Origin of the sequence: Bacillus sp. 0209A (assembly GCF_036765095.1) — a bacterium.
Classification (GTDB): Bacteria; Bacillota; Bacilli; order Bacillales; family Bacillaceae; genus Bacillus; species Bacillus subtilis_G.
In genome coordinates this window covers 100,947-116,925 of record NZ_JBAIZV010000003.1, presented here as the reverse complement: position 1 = coordinate 116,925, position 15,979 = coordinate 100,947, and the positions used below count along the sequence as shown (strand labels likewise).

The window sequence follows — 15,979 nt, the reverse complement described above, 5'->3', positions numbered from 1 at the left end:
GGAGGAAAAATCATGTACCCTCATTCCTATTATCGCGGGAATCCAGGTCCAGCCGGATACCCGGCGCGAAGTCCTTTCTTGTTTGGCGCTCCTTTAGTCGGCGGTTTATTAGGCGGCTTTCTCGGGAGTGCTCTGTTTAACTATCCTCGTCCCTATGCTTATCCACCTGGCCCTTACGGTTACGGAGGCGCACCGTACGGTTTTGGTGCCGGCGTGCCATACGGCGGATACCCCGGTTTCTATTAACAAAAACGGCCTGCATCGGTGCAGGCCGTTTTTTATCGAATGATTTCTACCTCGGACATATTGTAGTCATGCTGCTTCTGAAACATCACTTCCAGAAGGCCGTCCTTATAGACGGCTTTTGTTCCTTTGCGTTTGACTAAACAAGGCAGGTTTATCTTTTTGGGATGGTCCAGATTCGGGAAATTTTCTATCATTAATGCGTGAGAAGTGTGTTTAATTTTCACCTGTTCCAGCTGGCTTTCACTGATTGGCACCTTTACAAACACATGGTCTGTTGTTTCAAATAGATCGATATCAGGTTTAGCGTCAGACTTGGCGGGCTGGTCTTTTTTGGGGAGAGGATCGCGGAAAGGAAATTGCGCCGCATGATCACTGCCGAACACACTTTCCATTACACGATTTACATATGTTTCAACTTCTTTTGGATCTGCTTTTTTTAATGCTTCCTTGGAAAATTGATTGTGGAAAGGAAAGTACTTGTTCCACTCAAACATCGTCGTCACACCCTTTCTTCACGGACAAAATAGTATATGCCCACCCGATCTTTCACGTGATATAATCTAAGATGCTCTAAAGAAAGGCAGGGATATCAATGCAATATTCAGAAACTAAAAAAGGTGTTCTCTTCACAGCCGTTTCCTTTATCATGTGGGGGCTGTTTCCGCTTTATTGGAAGCTTCTCGAACAGCTGCCGGCACTTGATATTTTGGCTCACCGTATCATATGGTCTTTTGTTTTTATGTGTATCGTGCTTTTTTTCCTGCGTCAATGGAAAACGGGGTGGCAGGAGCTGCGCACTTTGAAAAACAAGGGCGGCATCCTTTCTTTACTTCTCGCTTCCATCCTGATTTCGATTAACTGGTTTGTATACATATGGGCCGTCAACCATGGCTTTTTGCTTGAGGCTAGTCTTGGCTATTACATTAATCCGCTTGTATCCGTGCTCCTCGGTATTTTATTTTTAAAGGAAAAGCTGAATCGCCTGCAACTGATGGCGGTTTCGATTGCGGCGGCCGGCGTTATCATCTCAGCATTCCAATACGGCTCCATTCCTTATGTTGCGCTTCTGCTCGCATTCAGCTTCGGGCTGTACGGGTTCAGCAAAAAAAGAACAAGCCTGTCAAGCGCTATTGGTTTAACGCTGGAAACATTCATGATTATGCCGATTGCTTTGGGGTATTTGCTGCTGAGCGGCCATATCCATCCCGCGGGTGCGGGAAGCGGCGGGACTTGGATGCTTCTCTTTTTTGCCGGTGTGTTGACGGCTTTGCCGCTATTATTGTTTGCGGAAGGAGCTAAACGGCTGCCGCTGTACCATGTCGGCATCTTACAATATATCGCACCGACCATTACCTTGCTGATCGGGCTGTTTGTTTATCATGAGCCGTTTTCAATTTCGAAGGCTTTTACATTCAGCTGTATATGGGCTGCTTTGCTCTTGTTTACGTTTTCACAAATAAATTGGAAACGGGCATCAAAAAGCCATTGAGGCCTTTGGCTTTTCAGCTGAAGCATATATTATGTATAATCATTTCATGTATGTAAGACATAAAGGAGCGAGACGATGGACAATGATAAAGAGATAGTGAAAGCCTACGCTTCACTTTGGAACAACCGATCTCTCGCAAGTGATGCCCCAGAAGCTGTAGCAGCGGCGATTGACCTAGAGCTCTTGGATAAACGAACACATCCGAGACTCCGGAAACCGATGCTCGAAAAATTTTATGCTGCGATCCACCGCATTGTGAATTCACAGCTCGAACCGGCTGTGAAATATCAGCTGATCAAATTACATACAGAACGTGCAGAGCATTTAAAAGAAGAAAGAGGGGAGCAATCATGAAAGCAATCATAAAAGAAGATGTGCAAGCATCTTTAGAACGATATGCGGACCGCCCTGTATATATCCATTTAGAAACCACAACCGGTTCTTATTCAGCGCACTTAAATGAACAAAACATGACGGTTGTTGCATACATCCGCAATGCAAAAGTCACCTATCATCAGGCAAAAATCAAAGGCAGCGGACCTTACCGTATTGGCTTAAAAACAGAAGAAGGCTGGATTTATGCTGAAGGCTTGACTGAATACACTGTGGATGAAGAAAACCGTTTATTAATGGCGGGACACCTGCCGGGCGGTAAACTGGCTATTTCTCTGCAAATCAGTGAAAAACCGTTCACAGTTTAAAGAAAAGGGTGAAAAATAATGAAAGAACACGTACTTGTAATCCTGCCTCACCCTGATGACGAATCATACGGAGTGGCAGGCCTGATTGCCTTAAACAGAAAAAAAGACATTCCCGTTACGTACGCGTGCGCCACTTTAGGTGAAATGGGCAGAAATATGGGCGATCCATTTTTCGCGAATCGGGAGACGTTGCCGCTGCTAAGAAAACAAGAGCTCATTAACGCTTGCAAAGAAATGGATATCAATGACCTTCGGATGCTTGGGCTCCGTGACAAAACGCTCGAATTTGAGGACGATGAGTATTTAGCTGATATCATGGAAGGGATCATAGATGATGTAAAACCAAGTTTAATTGTCACTTTTTATCCTGAACACGGTGTGCACCCTGACCATGATGCATGCGGGGAAGCGGTCATTCGTGCGTTGTACCGCAAAAAGAAAGAAGACCGTCCGCGCACACTCTGCATGGCGATTACACGCAATAGAGAAGAAGTTCTCGGCGAAGCTGATGTCGTACTTGATATCAAAGAAGTAGCTGATATTAAATTGAATGCGTTAAGAGCTCACCGAACTCAAACAGAAGGCATGCTTAGAGAGCTTGAAGAAAAATTGAAAAACAATGAACCTGTTATGGCAACATGGTTTGAAGAAGAAGTATATTGGACGTATCAATGGAATGATTAATCAAAAAGGTATAAGGCCTTAAGCCTTATACCTTTTTTAGTTTTAAGTCCGAAGCAATCACTTGCGCGAGGGTTGATCTCAAAGAAATATCTTCGAAAGACAAACCTAGCTGAACCGCGGTTTGCGCAATTTCCGGACGGATTCCCGACAAAGTTGATGATACGCCGATTAAGCGCAGCGCCTCAATCAGACTGAACAGCTGGTGGGCAACCATTGTATCAATAACAGCTACCCCTGATAAATCAATATACAGCTGCGTCACCTTTTTCTCCGCACATTGATGCAGGGTGTTTTCCATAATCAGTTTTGCGCGGACAGTATCAATATCTCCGATTAAAGGCAGAAGCCCGACGCTGTGAAAAAGCACGATGACCGGCGCGCTCAATTCCGTAATCATGTCTTTTTGGGCCTGAAGCTGGAGGCTTGTGTTTTTGTACATTTCTTCTATAAAAATATGAATCACAAGATCAAACGCTTTTATAAGGGAATGATACAGGTCTTCAGCTTCTTCGCCTTTCACAGTGTCCTGATTGATATGGACAAATTCTTTCACATAGGAAACATATAAATCTCTCACTCTGACAAACTCCCGGATAATATAGTGGATAGGAGTCTTTAAATGCTCGTGATCCTGTGTTACTTCAAAAGCCCATTCTTTCAGTATAGGCAGGTACACCTCTTCATCATCTATAAATATACGGTTTATCTTATAGTTGAAGGCAAGATTCTGGCTCTTTAAATTCTGAATGACATCAGGGTCTGCTGATGCATATATGGAGTTTGGATCAGTCTCCTCAATGGTTTCATACCACATTGAACTGATCGTCTCCGCATGCTGAGAAAGATATTCGTATAATTTCATGTTTTTTGCCATGTATATCACCTCTTTTAAATGTATTGTTTTTGCGAATAACGTTTTTGCAGGTTAACCAGCCTGAAAAACAGTCCAACTGCTCCGGCGGCGAGTCCTGCAATTAACCCGATCCAATAGCCGAATGCGCCAAGGCTTGTAAACGTACCGACCGTATAACCGACAGGTAGGCCAATGACCCAGTAAGAAACAAAAGCGGCCGCAAGCGTATAGTTCACATCTTTATACCCCCTGAGCGCACCCTGGATCGGTGCGGCAACAGCATCGGAAAGCTGAAAAAACAGCGCATAAATTAAAAAGTGCTGTGTCAGCCGGAGTACATCGGGGTCAGACGTGTACAAGCCGGCAATTTGCTCTTTGAATAAAAGGATACAGGCTCCAGTCAATAAAGAAAAGCCGATCGCCATCATGATGCCGATCAAGCTATATGAGCGTGCATCCTTAAAACGGGCTGCACCGGCTTCAAAGCCGACAACAATCGTTAAAGCCATGGACACGCTGAGCGGCAGCATATATAAAAGCGAAGCAAAGTTCATGGCTGCCTGGTGGGACGCGATGGTCACTGTATGAAAATGGCTCATCAGAAGCGTGACAGCTGCGAAAATGCTTGTTTCAAAAAACACGGCGAATCCAATAGGCAGACCGATTTTGAGCAGATTTTTGCATGCTTTCCAAGAGAATGTATACATAGTAAGGAAAACTCCATATTCGGAAAACGGCGCGGTTTTATGAATAATGAAGAAGCTGATGATGCAGATACACCAATATGTAAGCGCGGACGCTAGTCCGGCGCCGGCGCCGCCAAGTGCCGGCAGCCCGAATTTCCCGAAGATGAATATGTAATTCAATACAAAATTGATCGGAAGAGAACTGAGTGTAATCATCATTGTGACTCTTGTTTTCCCTAATGAGTCAATGAATGATCTCAAAACGGTGTAAACAAATAAAGGGAGAATTCCCAGTGATAAAAAGCCTAAAAAATGTTTGGCAACCTCATGCACTTGAGCCTCAAGGTGTAATCGGCCAAGAATAAGGTCAACTGCAGCATACCCAATCGCTAAAACGGCGATGCTAAGAAGCGCAGCCACATATACAGCCTGTAAAACAGTAAAAGGAATCTTCTGTTTTTTTTCAGCGCCTAATAACTGAGCGACAATCGGCGTAACCGCCATTAAAATACCTGCAAGTCCTGTATAAACAGGAGTCCAAAAACTTGAGCCAATGGCGACGCCGGCTAAATCAGCGGGGCTGACTTTCCCTGACATCACCGTATCTAAAAAAGTCATAAGAGAAAGCCCCACCTGGGTAATGAATATGGGAATGAAAATGTGCAAAAGCTGTTTGGTCTTTTGCCGTGCGTTTCGAGTTTCTTTCATACATTGATCTCCGTTTCTTTTTCATAACGAGAGAAATTATAACATTTTATGTATAAAAAGCAATGAACGCCGGACCTATTCTTTTTTTGTCGGCTTCGTTTTTCTAAACATTTGGGCATAAATAAAAGAAAGCGAAATCACGCCTAAAAAGGTGCAAATATACTGAATGATTCTTTCGATTTCCATTCTTTACATCCCTCCTTTACCAATAGAATGTGCATCAATAAGATAAGCATGCGTGAAAAGGTGGAAATTTGAAAAGGAGATGAAGGACTATGCGTTATGAACACATGCCGGAAAATGCATTTAAGGGAAAAATACAAGTATACTTAGAGGAAATATTAGTTGATGCGTCGCTCATTTTAAAAACACTTCACGAAAAAGATCAGTGCCTTCTTTGTGAATTGGATGAATTGGGACACATTTTTCAGGATATGCAGGGCATCGCATCATCCTTTTATTTGCAATCATACATTGAGCAATTTACGCCGGCATTTATCGAGCTGGCCAAGGCGATTAAAGCCTTATCGGAACATAAGCACGGTGCTTTAATTGTCATTGAAAGAGCGGACCCGGTTGAACATTTTATTCAAAAAGGAACTTCCCTTTATGCAGAGATCAGCGCTTCATTAATTGAGAGTATCTTTTATCCCGGAAATCCTCTTCATGACGGCGCTTTATTAGTGAGGGAAAACAAACTTGTGTCAGCAGCTAATGTGCTCCCGCTGACAACAAAGGAAGTGGATGTCCATCTGGGAACCAGGCACCGCGCGGCTCTTGGAATGTCGGGGTATACGGATGCGCTTGTGCTCGTTGTTTCAGAAGAGACAGGGAAGATGTCGTTTGCCAAAGACGGTGTATTATATCCGTTAATTTCGCCAAGAACGTAAAATAAATAAAAGGGCCTGATGATGCATCCTATCGTGAGTCAATATGACTGAATTCGGACCTTTTTTAAAGCATTCACTTCAAGCTGAATGCTTTTTTCTTGAAGGTAGAAAATATAAACTGGTAGAAAAGTTATATATGATTAATATTAATTAGGTTAAACACTTTACCTGATTTTGTATTTGTAGTATCGTATAAAAAATATGACATACATTTTAAAGGAAGGGTGTTGCCGCATGGCTAATGTATTGATGATCGGTTTTCCCGGTGAAGGGCATATAAATCCTTCTATCGGTGTAATGAAGGAGCTGAAATCCCGGGGAGAACATATCACTTACTATGCAGTGAAGGAATACAAAGAAAAAATTGCGGCGCTTGATGTTGAGTTTCGTGAGTACCTTGATTTTCGGGAAGATTACTTCGGAAAAAACGCAACCGGAGATGAAGAAAGAGATTTCACAGAAATGACCTGCGCCTTTTTGAAAGGCAGTATTGATATCGTCACTCATATTTATGATGAAGTCAAACACGAATCGTATGACTATGTCATATATGATCACCATCTTCTCGCCGGTAAAATCATTGCAGACTTGCTGAAGCTGCCAAAATTTTCATTGTGTACAACCTTTGCAATGAATGAGGAATTTGCTAAGCAAATGATGGGAGCGTACATGAAAGAGTCACTTGAAGATTCTCCTCATTATGAATCTTATCAGCAGCTTGCAGAAACATTAAATGCTGATTTTCAAGCAGAGATCAAGAAGCCATTTGACGTTTTTTTAGCAGATGGGGACTTGACAATTGTCTTCACATCAACGGAATTTCAGCCACTGGCTGAGCAATTTGGCGATCGTTATGTATTTGTCGGTCCTTCAATTACGGAAAGAGCCGGAAACAATGATTTCCCATTTGATCAGATTGACAATGAAAACGTGCTGTTAATTTCAATGGGAACCATTTTTAACAATCAAAAGCAGTTTTTTAATCAATGCCTTGAGGTATGTAAAGACTTTGAGGGTAAAGTCGTGCTTTCCATCGGCAAGCATATGAAAACAAGTGAGTTAAACGACATTCCGAAGAATTTCATTGTACGCCCGTATGTCCCTCAGCTTGAGATCCTGAAAAGAGCCAGTTTATTTGTGACTCACGGCGGAATGAACAGCACAAGTGAAGGTTTGTATTTTGAAACCCCGCTCGTTGTTATTCCGATGGGAGGAGACCAGCCTATCGTCGCAAATCAAGTGGAAAAAGTCGGCGCAGGAAAAGTGCTGAAAAAAGAACAATTATCTGAAAGCCTTCTGAAAGAAACGATTCAAGAAGTGATGAATAATCCTGTGTATGCTGAAAAGGCAAAAGAAATTGGACAATCACTCAAAGCGGCAGGCGGTTCTAAAAAAGCGGCCGACAGTATTCTTGAATTTGTGAAACACAAAACGCAATCAGCTAACGCATAGTATAAAAAGCCTGTTCTTATTCAAAGAACAGGCTTTTTATTTTTTCCTGAGAATGCAGAGGAAGGGATTTGACAAGCCGATAGAGAATTGATAGGAAAAACAGACAAGAAAGGAGGAAAATCTGCTCCATTCACCAATAGAAAACCATCATTTATACCCCTCGCTTAAATAGTTCCTTAGACTTTCGAAAAGCAGATGCAACTAAAGTAAAATATTAGGTGTTTGTTTGAAAGTGTAAAGGTCGAACGATGCTGAAATTGCTGCCAATTGTTTGAAAAGGGTTTAACTTGCTGAAAAAGTGACGATAAAACTGATGCATGCCATTTTTGGAAAGAAAATACTAGCTGTTTTTTGCGCATAAACAGTTTAGGAGGTTGAATGAATGAAAAAGAAGATTGTAGCCGGCTTGGCTGTTTCCGCAGTTGTTGGGTCATCGATGGCCGCAGCACCCGCGGAAGCAAAAACGATTAAAGTGAAAAACGGTGACTCTCTTTGGAAACTTTCCCGCCAGTACGATACGACAATATCAGCTCTGAAATCCGAAAACAAATTGAAATCAACGGTGATTTATGCCGGACAAAGCCTTAAGATTCCTAAGAGCAGCAAGAAAAGCGCGACATCCCCATCAAACTCAAGCAAAACGTCAACATACACAGTTGCATATGGTGATTCGTTATGGATGATCGCTAAAAATCATAAAATGAGTGTTTCTGAGCTTAAAAGTGTAAACAGCCTGACAAGTGACCTGATTCGCCCCGGACAAAAGCTTAAGATCAGAGGGACAAGCAGTTCAAGCGGCTCAAACGGATCGAAAAAAAACAGCGGTTCCAATTCTTCAGGCTCGTCAAAAAGTACATATACAGTTAAGCTTGGTGACTCACTGTGGAAAATCGCTAACAGCTTACATATGACAGTAGCTGAATTGAAAACATTAAATGGCTTAACATCAGATACGCTGTACCCTAAACAGGTACTCAAAATAAAAGGGAGCAGCTCGTCCAAGAGCGGAAACAGCGGTTCCAAGAAACCGTCAAATTCCAATTCTTCAAAAACAGCTACATACAAGGTGAAAGCAGGCGATTCGCTGTGGAAAATCGCGAATCAGCACGGAGTTACGGTGCAAAGCATCCGTGAAAAAAACCATTTATCATCTGATGTCTTGCAAATCGGACAGGTTCTGACGATTTCGGGGACATCAAAATCTAACAATTCAAATCATACCGCGCCAAAAGACAACTCGGGATCAAACATTCAAATAGGGTCGAAGATTGACAGAATGATAACAGAAGCGAAAAAATATGTCGGGGTGCCATACCGATGGGGCGGAAACACGCCTGCCGGTTTTGATTGCAGCGGTTATATTTATTACCTCATTAATAAAGTATCATCGGTGTCAAGATTAAGTACGGCAGGGTATTGGAATGTGATGCAACAAGTCAGCCAGCCGTCAGTAGGCGATTTTGTCTTCTTTACCACATATAAATCCGGTCCTTCTCATATGGGGATTTACCTGGGCGGCGGAGACTTTATTCATGCAAGCTCATCGGGCGTCGACATTTCCAATCTCAGCAATTCATATTGGAAACAGCGCTACTTGGGCGCAAGAAGCTATTTTTAAAAATGAGTATGACAAAAAGCCTTTTTATAGGCTTTTTTGTTTAGATCAGACAATGATTGACCACACTGTTAGAAAAAACAAGGGGGAGACAGTATGCACCGTCTCTTGCTGTTTATGATGCTGACGGCACTGGGATTTGCGGGATGCGGACAAAAAAACCCTCAGGACCCTCCTAAGCGGGTGCCGGAAAAAGAAGTGATTGAAACGTCAGCGTTTGGTCATCATGTCCAGCTGGTTAATCGAGAAGGCAAAGCAGTCGGTTTTATAGAAATCAAAGAATCAGATGACGAAGGACTCGATATTCACATTTCCGCAAACAGCCTGCGGCCCGGCGCTTCACTCGGTTTTCATATTCATGAGAAAGGTTCATGTGTCAGGCCGGATTTTGAATCAGCGGGAGGACACTTTAATCCGCTGAACAAAGAACACGGCTTCAACAATCCGATGGGGTATCATGCCGGAGATCTGCCGAACCTTGAAGTCGGTGCCGATGGAAAAGTAGATGTCATTATGAATGCGCCGGACACCTCACTGAAAAAAGGAAGTAAGCTAAATATTCTCGATCATGATGGGAGTGCGTTTATTATTCATGAACATGCCGACGATTATTTGACGAATCCAAGCGGAAATTCAGGTGCGCGTATTGTCTGCGGAGCCCTTTCCGGCCATAACGAGAAACAGTAAAATCATCCAAGCCCTTTTGTATTGAGCATACAGGGGCTTTTTTAGTATACTCGTTAATGGAATATGAATAGGAAAGGGAACCTGACTATGACAACTCAATTACAGCACTTAACATTGCCGGAAGAGATACAAAAAAAGCTTTTATTATATAAAGACCAGCCGATTTCCCCAGAGTTTCAGTCGCTCATCGGGACGTCAGGCTATGAGGCGGAGGATGAAGCCATTTTATTCGACGCCATCATTGCATTAGCCATGGGGAAAAATGTCTTGCTGAAAGGGCCTACAGGCTCAGGGAAAACAAAGCTGGCAGAAACATTGTCCAGCTATTTTCATAAACCGATGCACAGTGTCAACTGTTCAGTGGACTTGGATGCTGAAGCCTTAGTCGGGTATAAAACGATTGAAAATCAATCTGGCCAGGCAACGATCGAGTTTGTTTCTGGGCCTGTCACAAAAGCCATGAAAGAAGGCCATTTTCTTTATATAGATGAAATCAATATGGCAAAGCCCGAAACACTTCCCATATTAAACGGTGTATTAGATTACAGAAAAATGATGACAAATCCGTTTACGGGCGAGGTCATACGGGCTAAAGGCGGCTTCGGAGTCATTGCAGCCATCAATGAAGGCTATGTTGGAACTGTTCCGCTGAATGAAGCTTTGAAAAACCGTTTTGTCATCATTGACGTTCCTTATATCAAAGGCGAGCTACTGAAACAAGTGCTCACGTCTCAGTCAGCCCTGAAAGATGAGAAGCTTATTGACCGGTTTATCACGCTTTCCTCTGACCTGATCGTCCAGGCCAATAACGGACAGGTATCTGAAGAAGCTGCATCCATCAGAGCGTTAATTGATACATGTGATTTAGCCGCTTATATTCCGCCGCGTCGCGCCATTGAACGGGGAATTGTAGAGAAGCTTGATGATGACCGGGAAAAGGCGGCCGTCCGAAATATCGCAGAAACTCTGTTTGAATGAGGGAGCTGCGATGAAATTTATCAAATTTAACGACAGCACAATTGATTCGTTTTTATTTATGATGCTCACTGATTTGGCCAAAACACTCACCAAGAGTGAAGCGGTAGAAGTGGAGTATGGCGTCCAGTCGTATTACAATCCATTTGAAAAGAAAATTTATATGAGTCATTTTTGGAAAGACAGGGCAGCTGAGGACATGGAAGCGGGTCTGAAAAGCGACGTCTACCTGCGTTCGGTCGGAACGAGATATAGCTCGCTGCAAGAGTTTGCGAACTTTTTGGATGATATTCATCAGCATCTGACGTTCAAAAGCTTTGCTAAGCAGCTGTTTATGCTGCTTGAAGACATCAGAATTGAAGAATGCATCAAGCACGAGCGTCCGGGTACGAAACATGTATTTGCAAAGCGAAAAGATATGTACAGAAAACACTTCTCCACCCAGCTGACCTTGAATTTGGAACGAAGCATTTTTACGGATGCCCTCTTTTGCGCGATCTATGTCAAGCTAACAGCGAAATCACCGCTCGAAACCCTTCCGTCCATGCGTGAAGATATCGATCTGATGCGCCCGTTTATTGAACAGCAGCTCCTGCGCGTGTATGAAGCAGATTCGACACGGCAGGTTCTGAAAATTGTTGAAAACCTCATGGACGGGCTTGAAGAGGTGCTCGATAAAGACATGCTGAACACCTACTTCTTTTTGCCTGAGCTTGATTACGCAATAGCTGCAGAACAACCGTTATTTGAGGAAGAGAAAAAAGCGCCTAAGCTGAGTGATGACCTCACGCTTCCGAAAAAGTCAAACGGTGATGAGGATATTCATGAAGAAGAAATGCCGACGTGGCACCGAGAAACAGAAGCCCCGTCTAAAAGCTTCCTTCAATTTGATATTGAACATGGCGCTAAATCAGATTTAGGAAAAGATGCTTCAAGAGAAGGCGATGATGGAGATCAAGCCCTTGGCTCTGTCCAAGGATCAGCCAGACAAACAAAACGGAAAGACTATTCCCAGCTGGAAGCGCTGGAGTCCCAGAAAGACCAGCCGAACGGAGCGGGCATGGCTGACGGCAAAGAAAATAAATACGCATTTCCGATTTACAAAGAACCGCAGCCGGCAACCAGTGAAGAAGGGATTTCTTATAAACAGCAGGCAAAAACGATTGAATCGTATCAAAAGCGTTTGAAACAAATGATTCAAAAAACGCTGGAGCATAAAAAAACATTGCCGAGAACAGACCTTCATGCCGGAAGGCTGAACAATAAGCTTCTCCGTTACTTTACTGAGCGAAATCCGCGTCTTTTCTACAAAAAGCAGGAACCTTCTTCAGAAATTGACGCAGTTTTCACGTTGCTGGTCGACTGTTCAGCCAGCATGTTCGACAAAATGGACGAGACAAAGCGGGGAATCGTGCTGTTTCACGAAGCGTTAAAATCCGTAGCGGTTCCGCATCAGATTGTCGGTTTTTGGGAGGACACAAATGATGCGTCTGAAACAAGCCAGCCAAACTATTTCAATACGGTTATTCCGTTTCAAACATCATTAAGACAAGAGGCGGGGCCGGCAATTTTGCAGCTTGAGCCTGAAGAAGATAACCGTGACGGCTATGCGATCCGGCAGATGACGAAAAAAATGCTGCAGCGCAGCGAGTCTCAAAAGTTCTTGATTGTTTTCTCAGATGGAGAGCCGGCCGCGTTTGGCTATGAACAAAACGGAATTGTCGATACTAGTGAAGCGGTGATTGAAGCGCGAAAAAGAGGGATAGAAGTCATAAATGTTTTTCTCTCCAACACAGAAATAGAAGAATCACAAATGAAGACCATTCAGGATATGTACGGAAAATTCAGTATATTTGTCCCGGATGTCGATCAGCTCCCGGATGTTCTGTATCCGCTGCTGAAAAAACTGCTCCATAAAAGCATAGGATAGCTCTTGATCCTATGTTTTTTGGTGTTTCTTTTTTCAAATGATTAAATTTTTGGTTTTTTATAAAGGATTTTTACTATTTTGTGAACAATCAAGGTAGAATCAAATTGCAAACAGTGGTAAAATATCGTTGGAAGCGTTTTTATTACATAATTTTGGACACAGCGTTCGAAAGTTATTTTAAGATAGTGAATCAATCACTTGATTATCTAAGTTGGGGGTAATATTCAAATGTTTCAAAATAGTATGAAACAACGAATGAATTGGGAAGATTTTTACGGTCCGAACCTCGGCTATGCGCTGGAGCTTTACGATCAGTATACCCAGGATCCGAACAGCATTGATCCGGATCTAAAGGAAATGTTCGACGAGCTTGGTGCTCCGCCAAACGATATAAAAGAGGCCTCGGGAACAGAAGAAAAGGGACGTGTTACAGCCGATCTGATTCAAAAGATCGCAGCCGCAGTCAGACTTGCAGAAGATATCCGAACCTATGGCCATTTAAACGCTTCCGTCAATCCGCTCAGAAAGGATGGGAAAAAGAGTGAACTCTTTCCATTATCCGATTACGGGCTAACAGAAGAGGAAATAAAAGCAATACCTGCGTCAGTGATTTGCAAAGACGCTCCTAAAAACATTACGAACGGTTTAGAAGCCATTCAGTATTTACGAAATACGTATAAAAGAACCATCTCATTTGAATTTGACCATGTGCATGACTTCAAAGAGCGCGAGTGGCTGACAAAGATGATTGAATCCGGTGAGCTGTTCCAGAAGAACTCAGCTGAAAAGCTGTCGGCTGTGCTGGAAAGACTGACAGAAGTAGAGGGTTTCGAGCAGTTTTTGCACCGCACATTCGTCGGACAGAAGCGCTTTTCCATTGAGGGTTTGGACGCTCTTGTTCCAGTGTTGGATGACATTATTGCACAATCTGTCAAATCAGGAACGACGAGTGTCAACATTGGGATGGCGCACAGGGGGCGCCTGAATGTCTTGGCACATGTGCTCGGAAAACCGTATGAAATTATTTTCTCCGAATTCCAGCATGCGCCGAACAAAGATCTTGTCCCGTCTGAGGGCTCAATCGGAATCAGCTACGGATGGACAGGCGATGTCAAATACCATCTGGGGGCGAATCGGGAGCTTCAAGACGCTGCAACAAAATCAGCGCGCATTACGTTAGCAAACAACCCGAGCCACTTGGAATTTATCAATCCGATTGTTGAAGGCAGCACAAGAGCGGCACAGGAAACGAGAACACAAAGCGGATACCCGGTTCAGGACGAAACAAAATCGCTTGCCATTTTAATTCATGGAGACGCAGCATTCCCTGGGGAAGGAATTGTCGCTGAAACATTGAATTTAAGCTCTTTAAAAGGGTATCAAGTAGGCGGTGCGATTCATATTATCGCCAATAACATGATCGGATTCACGACAGAAAGCGCTGAATCAAGATCAACAAAATATGCCAGTGACCTGGCGAAGGGCTATGAAATCCCAATTGTCCACGTTAATGCGGACGATCCTGAAGCCTGTCTTTCAGCTGTTAAGTTTGCGGTGGAATACCGAAAAACATTCAACAAGGACTTTCTGATTGACTTGATCGGGTACAGACGTTATGGGCACAACGAAATGGATGAGCCATCAACTACTCAGCCGATGCTGTATGATGCTGTCAGAAAACATCCGACTGCCAAACAAATTTTCGCCGAAAAGCTTGTGAATGAAGGCGTGCTTGACAATGATGTTGTACAAAACATCGAAAAATCAGTAACGAAGCGTATTGAGGATGCTTATCAGAAAGTGCCGGCTAAAAAGGAACAAACCGCCTGTGAGATTGAACTTCCAGAGCCTGTTTCAAACGGTTTTCCTGATGTGGACACATCCATTGATTTTGATGTGCTCCGCAAGCTGAATGGCGAATTGGTCAACTGGCCGGAGTCATTTAACGTTTTCGGCAAGCTTAAGCGCATTTTAGAAAGACGCGCCAAGGCGTTCGATGATGACAGAAAAGTGGAATGGTCTTTGGCTGAATCACTCGCGTTTGCTTCAATTTTGAAAGACGGAACACCGATTCGTTTAACAGGGCAGGATTCCGAGCGAGGAACGTTTGCCCAAAGAAACCTAGTGCTTCATGACAGTGAGACGGGTGAAGAGTTTGTGCCGCTTCATAACTTATCAGACTGTGGTACATCTTTTGCAGTTCATAACAGCCCGCTGTCTGAAGGATCGGTTCTCGGTTTTGAATACGGCTATAACGTGCATTCACCGGAGACGCTTGTATTATGGGAAGCGCAGTATGGAGATTTTGCCAACGCTGCTCAAGTGTATTTTGACCAATTCATTTCGGCCGGCCGCGCGAAATGGGGTCAAAAATCCGGATTAGTCATGCTGCTTCCGCACGGTTACGAAGGACAGGGGCCTGAGCACTCAAGCGGAAGAATCGAACGGTTCCTGCAGCTTGCCGCGGAAAACAACTGGACGGTTGCCAACCTGACAAGCGCCGGACAATATTTCCATATACTTAGAAGACAGGCTAAAATGCTGCTTCGTGAAGAAATCAGACCGCTCGTTATTATGACGCCGAAAAGCCTTCTTCGTAATCCGAATACAGTTTCCGAAGTGCAGGAGCTGAGCGAAAGCCGCTTCCAGCCTGTTTACGAACAGTCCGGACTTTCTCATGACTATGAAAAAGTAACCAGACTTGTATTATCCAGCGGTAAAGTGTCCATAGACATCAGCGACCATTTTAATAAGTTAGAAGACGGTAAAGAATGGCTTCACATTGCGAGAATTGAACAGCTGTATCCATTCCCGGCAAAAGGAGTCAAAGAATTACTTGCAAAACTTCCGAACCTGAAAGAAATCGTTTGGGTGCAGGAAGAACCGCAGAACATGGGGGCTTGGAGTTATATCAGCCCGTATTTGACAGAAATTGCACCAAAGGGAGTAAGCGTTCAATATATTGGACGAAGAAGACGATCCAGCCCTGCAGAGGGAGATCCGACAGTTCATAAAAAAGAACAGGAACGTATTGTATCTGATAGCTTGACTCGCAAAAACTAA

The 15,979-nt window shown here is 43.5% G+C and carries 15 protein-coding genes; 12 read left to right on the top strand and 3 right to left on the bottom strand.

What is annotated here, in order from left to right:
* The first annotated feature begins 12 nt into the window (after window positions 1-12).
* The gene (locus tag V6D44_RS11095; protein WP_087990426.1) at window positions 13-246 is read left to right on the top strand and encodes a hypothetical protein; all 234 of its coding nucleotides are present in this window, start codon (window positions 13-15) and stop codon (window positions 244-246) included.
* Window positions 247-278: 32 nt separating this feature from the next.
* Here the strand turns inward: V6D44_RS11095 and V6D44_RS11090 are convergent, their stop codons facing one another.
* A complete protein-coding gene (locus V6D44_RS11090) occupies window positions 279-740 on the bottom strand; it encodes an Hsp20/alpha crystallin family protein (protein ID WP_202327479.1) in 462 nt (153 codons plus the stop codon).
* Between the two features lie 98 nt (window positions 741-838).
* On the opposite strand from V6D44_RS11090, the gene rarD reads away from it, so the two are divergent.
* From rarD to bshB2, 4 genes are all read left to right on the top strand, one after another.
* Entirely contained in the window at window positions 839-1,735 is an 897-nt protein-coding gene (gene rarD / locus V6D44_RS11085; protein WP_087990424.1) for an EamA family transporter RarD, read from the top strand.
* 75 nt (window positions 1,736-1,810) lie between these two features.
* Window positions 1,811-2,089: a hypothetical protein gene (locus V6D44_RS11080; protein ID WP_087990423.1), complete on the top strand. Its 279-nt coding sequence runs from the start codon at window positions 1,811-1,813 to the stop codon at window positions 2,087-2,089.
* Window positions 2,086-2,436, top strand: a complete 351-nt coding sequence (locus V6D44_RS11075; RefSeq protein ID WP_087990422.1) for a YojF family protein — start codon at window positions 2,086-2,088, stop codon at window positions 2,434-2,436. The genes V6D44_RS11080 and V6D44_RS11075 overlap by 4 nt, the downstream gene beginning before the upstream one ends.
* Window positions 2,437-2,454: 18 nt before the next feature.
* Window positions 2,455-3,120 carry a bacillithiol biosynthesis deacetylase BshB2 gene (bshB2, locus tag V6D44_RS11070; RefSeq protein ID WP_087990421.1) on the top strand — a complete coding sequence of 222 codons (666 nt, stop codon included), beginning with the start codon at window positions 2,455-2,457 and terminating at the stop codon, window positions 3,118-3,120.
* A 25-nt stretch (window positions 3,121-3,145) separates the two neighbouring features.
* Here bshB2 and rsbRC read toward each other — a convergent pair whose 3' ends face one another.
* Both rsbRC and V6D44_RS11060 read right to left on the bottom strand, forming a co-directional pair.
* A complete protein-coding gene (rsbRC, locus tag V6D44_RS11065) occupies window positions 3,146-3,994 on the bottom strand; it encodes an RsbT co-antagonist RsbRC (protein ID WP_333516514.1) in 849 nt (282 codons plus the stop codon).
* 14 nt (window positions 3,995-4,008) lie between these two features.
* Window positions 4,009-5,367, bottom strand: a complete 1,359-nt coding sequence (locus V6D44_RS11060) for an MATE family efflux transporter (protein ID WP_087990419.1) — start codon at window positions 5,365-5,367, stop codon at window positions 4,009-4,011.
* A gap of 275 nt (window positions 5,368-5,642) precedes the next feature.
* Between V6D44_RS11060 and cdaS the strand changes: the two genes are divergently transcribed.
* The 7 genes from cdaS to sucA all read left to right on the top strand — a co-directional run bounded on the left by cdaS (window position 5,643) and on the right by sucA (window position 15,979).
* Window positions 5,643-6,257, top strand: a complete 615-nt coding sequence (cdaS, locus tag V6D44_RS11055) for a sporulation-specific diadenylate cyclase CdaS (RefSeq protein WP_087990418.1) — start codon at window positions 5,643-5,645, stop codon at window positions 6,255-6,257.
* Window positions 6,258-6,491: 234 nt separating this feature from the next.
* Window positions 6,492-7,709 carry a macrolide family glycosyltransferase gene (locus V6D44_RS11050; RefSeq protein WP_087990417.1) on the top strand — a complete coding sequence of 406 codons (1,218 nt, stop codon included), beginning with the start codon at window positions 6,492-6,494 and terminating at the stop codon, window positions 7,707-7,709.
* A gap of 382 nt (window positions 7,710-8,091) precedes the next feature.
* Window positions 8,092-9,327: a C40 family peptidase gene (locus V6D44_RS11045; protein WP_087993852.1), complete on the top strand. Its 1,236-nt coding sequence runs from the start codon at window positions 8,092-8,094 to the stop codon at window positions 9,325-9,327.
* Window positions 9,328-9,420: 93 nt separating this feature from the next.
* The gene (locus V6D44_RS11040) at window positions 9,421-10,011 is read left to right on the top strand and encodes a superoxide dismutase family protein (RefSeq protein ID WP_087993851.1); all 591 of its coding nucleotides are present in this window, start codon (window positions 9,421-9,423) and stop codon (window positions 10,009-10,011) included.
* Window positions 10,012-10,074: 63 nt separating this feature from the next.
* Window positions 10,075-10,989, top strand: a complete 915-nt coding sequence (locus V6D44_RS11035) for an AAA family ATPase (protein WP_087993850.1) — start codon at window positions 10,075-10,077, stop codon at window positions 10,987-10,989.
* Between the two features lie 10 nt (window positions 10,990-10,999).
* A complete protein-coding gene (locus tag V6D44_RS11030; protein ID WP_202327486.1) occupies window positions 11,000-12,916 on the top strand; it encodes a vWA domain-containing protein in 1,917 nt (638 codons plus the stop codon).
* A 228-nt stretch (window positions 12,917-13,144) separates the two neighbouring features.
* Window positions 13,145-15,979 carry a 2-oxoglutarate dehydrogenase E1 component gene (sucA, locus tag V6D44_RS11025; protein WP_087993848.1) on the top strand — a complete coding sequence of 945 codons (2,835 nt, stop codon included), beginning with the start codon at window positions 13,145-13,147 and terminating at the stop codon, window positions 15,977-15,979.